The organism is Thermogutta sp., from assembly GCF_014359955.1.
Classification (GTDB): Bacteria; Planctomycetota; Planctomycetia; order Pirellulales; family Thermoguttaceae; genus Thermogutta.
In genome coordinates this window covers 1-6,570 of the sequence record NZ_JACIYL010000189.1, presented here as the reverse complement: position 1 = coordinate 6,570, position 6,570 = coordinate 1, and the positions used below count along the sequence as shown (strand labels likewise).

Below are 6,570 nucleotides of genomic sequence, written 5' to 3'. Positions count from 1 at the left end.
TGGGGTGAGGAGGCCTTCCGCAAGGCGAAAGAGCTCGACCGCCCGATCTTCCTCTCGATCGGCTATTCTGCCTGCCACTGGTGCCATGTGATGGAGCGAGAAAGTTTCAGCGATCCCGAAGTTGCGGACTTTCTTAACAGGCATTTTGTCTCCATCAAGGTGGACCGCGAGGAACACCCGGCTGTGGATGCCCAGTACATGGAAGCCGTTCAGCTTCTGACGGGTCGCGGGGGCTGGCCGCTCACGGTCTTCCTCACTCCCGATCTTCAGCCGTTTTATGGAGGGACCTATTTTCCGCCCAGGGCTCGGGGAGGAATGCCGGGCTTTCTGGATGTGCTTCGGGCCGTGGCCGACGCCTGGCAGAACCGCCGCGAGGAGGTGGTAGGCCAGGCCGACAAACTAACGATCCTTGTTTCGGATGTCTCGGGCACGCTGGCAGGGAAGGCGGACAGGCCCGAGAAAACGACAGCCGAACTCGCCGAACGAGCGCTGGCCCACGGATTTGACAGCCATTGGGGTGGTTTCGGAGCAGCGCCCAAGTTTCCCCATCCCTCTTTACTGCGATTTCTCCTTTTGCGGTATGCCGCGGCATCCTCGCAGATCGCCCTCTTTATGGCGCTGAAGACGCTCGATTCCATGGCCGCTGGGGGCATTCACGACCATATTGGGGGCGGATTCCACCGCTATTCCACCGATGCCCAATGGCTGGTGCCGCACTTTGAAAAGATGCTCTACGATAACGCGCTGCTCGCCCGGGCATATCTAGACGCCTTCCGGCTCACGGAACGCCCGCTCTATGAAGATGTCACCCGACGAACGCTCGATTATCTCCTCCGCGACATGGCCCGACCGGGCGGCGGCTTTTATTCCTCTGAAGACGCCGATAGCGAGGGCGAAGAAGGCAAGTTTTATCTGTGGGATTATCAGGAGATTCGGGAAATCCTGGGCAATCGCGCAGACCTTTTTATCGAGTACTACGATATCCGTCGGCAGGGCAATTTCGAGGGTCGCAACATCCCAAATCTGATCTCTTCCCAGGATCGTCTGGAACAACTCGATGCCCAGCAGCGAGAAAACATCGAGAAGGAACTTGCCGCGTGCCGTGAGATCCTCTTCGAGGCCCGTAACCGGCGAGTGCGTCCCGGCCGGGATGACAAAATCCTCCTCAATTGGAATGCCTTCACTGTTGACACGCTCTTCTGGGCAGGGCGTGCACTGGGGGAATCACGCTACATCGAGGCCGCCCGGCAAACACTCGATTTTTTGCTGGCCACGTTCTGGATCGACGGGCAACTTTTCCACTCCTGGTGTGAGGGCGAACTCCAGGGCCCGGCGGTGCTGGACGATCACGCAGCCCTGGGCGTGACCCTGCTGAGTGGCTATGAAACTATGGCGAATGCCTCATATCTCGAACAGGCGTATCGTCTGGCGGAGGGCATTCTGGAGAGATTTCGGGATCCGCAAAGCGGGGCGTTTTTCATGACCACGGCCGACCACCCTCATCTGCTCTGTCGGCAACTGGATTATTTCGATAATCCCACACCAAGCGGGACCGCGTTGACCGTGGAGCTTCTCCTCCGCCTGGGTCATCTGCTCGGGGAAACTCGTTTCCTGGACCATGCCGAACAGGCGCTGGCCGGCTTGTCGGGCTGGATGCAGCGGGCGCCCATGGGCGTGGGACACGCCCTGCTCTGCCTCCAGACGCTGGCCATCGGCTGGACGAGCTGGGTGTTTCGTCTGCCAGATACTGCCGCGCTTTCGGGTGAATGGCCCGATTTTCTCCGTGAATATTTTCGCCGGTACATTCCCGCGTCTGTCACCGCGACAGGGGCAGCAAACGATCACGTCGCCGGGTCAATGTGCGAGCGGATCTTTCGCGACCGGGATCCGGTTGACGGCCACGCTACCCTCTACCTGTGTCATGGCAGCCGCTGTGAGCCACCTCTGGTGGGCGAAGACGGTATCCGCAACGCGATTGTCAGCCGGAGCGTGGTCGTTCCCAAAGCACAAAAAGAGAAAGCACAAAAAGAAGCGGAGTAGGCTTCCGCGGCGCGCAACGGTCCAACAAGGGACCGATTCTGCAAGCGGTTTTCCGGCCGTGAGTTTGAGCAAGAGCCGATTCCAGGCAGCTCGTCTTGCATGCGCGAGTCGGGATTGCTTGCCGACAGCTTCATCGCTTCACCTCCGTATGGCTGCGTGGTTGTTCCCGAGGGCCGTTCTGTCTAAAATATCGGCCGAACGTTCGTAAAAGCGGTGCAACATGCTGGATGACAAAGAGAAGGAGTTGCGGTTATGCGGTGGAAAAATGTGCTGGGGGTGGGTGGGTTGATCGCCGCGTTGTTCACCTGGCCGATCGCCGTCCACGGGCAGGGCCTGAAAATCTACATCGTCACCGACCTGGAGGGGGCAAGCGGCGTTTACAAGTTCGCCCAAACCCGCGAGACCGGCCCCCTCAATGAACAGGCCAAGGAATATCTGATGGGCGATATTGCGGCGGTGGTGCGGGGACTCCGCGAAGCCGGTGCGACCGAGATCGTCATTCTGGATGGTCACGGCAGCCAGGCCTTTGTACCGCATCTGATGGTGCCTGGGGCCAAGTATATTACGGGTTTGCCGCGGCCCAGCATGATGCCCGAACTCGATGAGACCTTCGCAGGCGTGGTGCAACTCGGTGCCCATGCCATGATGGGGACGCCGGACGGCGTACTCTGTCACACGCAATCATCTCGAAGCGAGAACCGCTACTGGTACAACGGGGTGGAATCGGGGGAGCTTGCGCAGGTGGCTCTTTACGCCGGAGCCTTCGGCGTCCCCACAATCATGGTAACGGGCGACGAGGCCACCTGCCGCGAAGCGCGAACCTTCTTCGGGCCGGAGGTCGTGACGGTCGCCGTCAAGAAAGGGCTGGCTCGCGAAAGCGCCGTGCTTTATCCCTTTGAAGAAACGCGGCGTGCTCTCTACGAAGGGGCGAAAAAAGCCATCGAAGCCATTCCACGGTGCAAACCCTATCGCATTGAGATGCCGATCAGGGCGAAGAAGCAATGGCTCGTTTTCGATAAGCCTGGAGAGCCGGGGCGCCTCATGACGAAAGAAGGGGTTATCGAAGACGTGCGGAAGATTTTCGAGTTTTGACCCAAAAAGCCTGTCCAACCCCTCACATCCCGGCCTGCTCTTTGAGTGCGACCAGCCGGGCGCGACCGCGGTCCATGAAGATGAGCTTGTCCTCCCGAGCAAGCCAGCCGATGGCCTGCATCACCTCGTCGCGCGGCCGTTCCAGCTTCTTGACAAGCTGACTGAGGTTGAGCGGGCCGTTGGCGTGTAAAGCATGCCATACCAAACCCGCCGTTTCACCGATCCGTGCCACATAAGAATTGGAGATTTCACTCATGGGTCCGTCCTCTCCCAAGCTGAATCAATTGAGATTGACCACGTGATGGACAAGCGCCCGACAGATTCCCTCCCCTGGCCCGTCCCGTAGACAGTTCTTCTCCGGGACGCGCAACACGTTCCAAACGGCCGACTGCTTATTGGCCATTATTTTACCCCTGCGAGAATCGCCTTCCAAGGAACAGCGACCGGCCATCGGCCGTTGGCGATCGAGCAGGGTGAGCGATTACTTCTCCCGGGAGGTCACTGAGCGGGAGGGGCCGGAAGCGTCAAACAACTCCGGGTGGATGCACCGCGCAAGAAATTCCGCCAGATCGATCATCCGCGGACCGGGGACCACAGGCACATCCTTTCCCAGAAGATAAACACGTCCATTTTGCACGGCGGCGACCTCTTTCACTTCCTGCCAGGCGGCCAGCCATTCCGCATGATGGTCGGACGAGGTCTCTTTTCCCGCCTGAATGTCGATGATCACCTCCGGATTGAGACGCAGAACGGTCTCCGCCGAAATGATGGGGAAAGCAACGGCGGAGTCCCCGAGGACGTTCTCTCCACCGGCCAGTGCCACGAGTTTATTGAGAAACCCATCAGATCCGGCGGCACAGAGATTCTGGAGCCGACCGGTCTCCAGAGGTCGATCCACGACAACCAGCACGCGCGGCCGCGGCTGACCGCGACACCGTCGGGCGATGAGCTCCAGTCGCTCGTGCCAGCTAGCGGCCAGCTTTTGGGCTCGCTGTTCCACCCCCAGCGCCTTGCCCAGAATCGACAGCGAATCGAACACACCATCGATGGAACGGTGGTCCACGGTAAGAACGCGGAGCCCCATCGCCTTCAATTTGGCGGGCAGGTCTTCGGCGCCCGCCGGTGCGACGACCAGGTCGGGCCTGAGCCGCAGGACGGCTTCCAGGTTCGGGTTGATGTATCCACCGACTCGGGGCAAGTTGCGGACTTCGGGGGGATATTCACAGAAATCGGTGACGGCCACCACCCGATCTCCGCATCCCAGGGCAAAAAGCGTTTCGGTAATGCTGGGGGCCATGGAGACGATCCGGCGAAACTGCCCCGAAGAGGAAGCGGAGTCGCTCGACGCTCCCGTGGTGGCAGCCCGAAGGGCCTCGTCACGCTCCGCCGGTTGGAGGCCACATCCGCCGGCCAATGTGACCAGCAGCACACTCAAAATAATCCCGAAAAAGCAATGTTCTCGCGACATCGGACGGAAGAGATCCAGGGACCTGTTCGTCGATTGCATGAGCCGCCCGAGCGGTCATCCATCGCCGGGTTGACGTGTCAAAACCAACTGGTTTCACAGAGTCAGGGCTTGTTCTTGATATCGTAGCACATGAGCACATTATGAGCCCGCAGATAAAGTTTCCCGTCGCAGATAACGGGATGAGGCCAGGCTGGGCCGTCCACGACGGCCGGGCGAAACTGGCTGATTAGCCGAAATTGATGGGGATCCGGTGCGATGAGTGCGACTGTGCCGCCTTCATAGCGGAAGTATAGTCGGTTGTCGGCGTAGAGGACGGCCGCTGATCCGCGGTCCACCGGCTGCTCCTTCCACATTACCTTGCCGGTAAGAAACTCGATGCAGATGGGGGCGCCACGATTCTGGCCATCGCCTGCGTACAGGTAATCCCCAACGAGCACCATGCCACCATGATGGTTGGAGAACGTGTTGGCATCGTGGAAATAGACTTCCTCCGCCGACCACGTCTTACCATCCCGTTTGATTCGCAGCAGAGCGCATCCGGTGCGATAAGCCGTGCTGACGAAAACATATTCGCCGCGGATAACGGGATTGGAGATGTTCGCCACGCGGTTGGCGATTCGGTTGTAGTGCCACAGGAGTCTGCCGGTCGCGGCATCGACGCCAACGGCTCCCCTTCCCACCAGAGTGATGTATTGACGAACACCATGAATCTCAGCCGGCATGATGGAGGCGTACCCCGCTCCGTCGGCTCCGCTTGGTCCCAAATCACCGGGCTGACAGCGCCAGATCGTTTCGCCCGTTTTCTTGTCCAGCGCGACGAGGAGGGCGTCTTTTCCGCCGGGGGTGCAAACCAGCTTTTCCCCGTCCACCAGCGGTGACTCACTGTACCGCCACATGGACATCATTTTACCGCCGAAATCCCGCGCGAAATTCTTGCTCCACAACACTCGGCCGGTGACCGCATCGAGACACGCAAGATCCCCGTCCGTGCCGATGGCGTAAACGCGATCGCCATCCACGGTGGGCGTGCAACGTGGTCCCCCGTCGCGGTGCGGCGGTCCAATCCGCGTCGCCCAGAGCTCTTTCCGGGTGGCCAGGTCGAAGGCCAGAACAAACTGGGCCTCACCACCGTCCGCAGGCCGATCCCCCATCGTGTAGAGCCGCCCGTGAGCAATCGAAACTGTGGAATACCCGCGGCCAAGACCCTCCAGCGTCCAGAGAAGTTTGGGGCCGCCCTCCGGCCACTCCTGAAGGAGCCCTGTTTCTGTGCAAATATTATCACGATGAGGCCCGTGGAACTGGGGCCAGTCTTCCCCGCGAGCACCGCGATCGGACAGCACGCCGGTCCCCGCACCGACAATTGTTACGAGAAAGACCAGACGTGAGAGCCGTCCAACAACCCGAGCTGTCTGCGTTGAGCCACAAGCCGCCATTTGTCTCCCCGGAAGCATCATCGCGATCGCTCCTTTTGCCAATGGGAAATAAATTCCTGGGATGATCCGGAATAATGAACCTGCAATCCATAGGGATGTGCCGCGATGGAACGTCGTGCGCTGGTGCGGGGTGATGATTGGGGGGAATCCTCTCCCGTCAGCCAAGCACTGAATGTACTCCGCGCGACCCAGCCCTGCAACGGACAGCGGCAAAGTTTTTAAAGCACGTGAAGTTCACCGACCGGGTGCACACGACGATGCCGGGAACAGCCCGGAGAGATCTGGTCGTCGCGTCCGCTTTCGAAGGGACGTGCTTGTCACGTCCATATTCGGAGGGACCGCCGGTCGGGTCCGATGACCACCGATTGATCGCCCATGCCTCCTGATCGGGCACGACAAGCGTGCCCCTCCAACCTCTCGGAGGGACCTGCTTGTCAGGTCCGACAGTCGCTGGTTAATTCTGTTGCGGGCAAATGGTAGGGGCAATTCATGAATTGCCCCTATAAAACTTTTTGCCCGTGGCTTGGGGTGGATTTT

At 59.8% G+C, this 6,570-nt stretch carries 5 protein-coding genes; 2 read left to right on the top strand and 3 right to left on the bottom strand.

The window, feature by feature from the left end; genetic code table 11:
• Positions 1-2,040: thioredoxin domain-containing protein (locus H5U08_RS07805; protein WP_297031904.1), on the top strand; the 2,040-nt coding region annotated here is incomplete at its 5' end.
• Between the two features lie 252 nt (positions 2,041-2,292).
• A complete protein-coding gene (locus H5U08_RS07800) occupies positions 2,293-3,132 on the top strand; it encodes a M55 family metallopeptidase (protein ID WP_297031902.1) in 840 nt (279 codons plus the stop codon).
• A 22-nt stretch (positions 3,133-3,154) separates the two neighbouring features.
• On the opposite strand, the gene H5U08_RS07795 is transcribed toward H5U08_RS07800, so the two are convergent.
• From H5U08_RS07795 to H5U08_RS07785, 3 genes are all read right to left on the bottom strand, one after another.
• On the bottom strand, positions 3,155-3,388 hold the full coding sequence (locus H5U08_RS07795) for a winged helix-turn-helix domain-containing protein (protein ID WP_297031900.1): 234 nt from the start codon (positions 3,386-3,388) through the stop codon (positions 3,155-3,157).
• 225 nt (positions 3,389-3,613) lie between these two features.
• On the bottom strand, positions 3,614-4,600 hold the full coding sequence (locus H5U08_RS07790; RefSeq protein ID WP_297031898.1) for a cobalamin-binding protein: 987 nt from the start codon (positions 4,598-4,600) through the stop codon (positions 3,614-3,616).
• Positions 4,601-4,701: 101 nt separating this feature from the next.
• Positions 4,702-6,054 (bottom strand): PQQ-binding-like beta-propeller repeat protein, encoded by a 1,353-nt coding sequence (locus H5U08_RS07785; protein ID WP_297031878.1) that lies wholly within the window; start codon positions 6,052-6,054, stop codon positions 4,702-4,704.
• Between the last annotated feature and the right edge of the window lie 516 nt (positions 6,055-6,570).

Excerpts from the sequence above, each read along its gene's own strand:
- H5U08_RS07790 (WP_297031898.1), bottom strand. The coding sequence starts at position 4,600 with ATGTCGCGAGAACATTGCTTTTTCGGGATTATTTTGAGTGTGCTGCTG.
- H5U08_RS07795 (WP_297031900.1), bottom strand. The coding sequence starts at position 3,388 with ATGAGTGAAATCTCCAATTCTTATGTGGCACGGATCGGTGAAACGGCG.
- H5U08_RS07800 (WP_297031902.1), top strand. The coding sequence starts at position 2,293 with ATGCGGTGGAAAAATGTGCTGGGGGTGGGTGGGTTGATCGCCGCGTTG.
- H5U08_RS07785 (WP_297031878.1), bottom strand. The coding sequence starts at position 6,054 with ATGATGCTTCCGGGGAGACAAATGGCGGCTTGTGGCTCAACGCAGACA.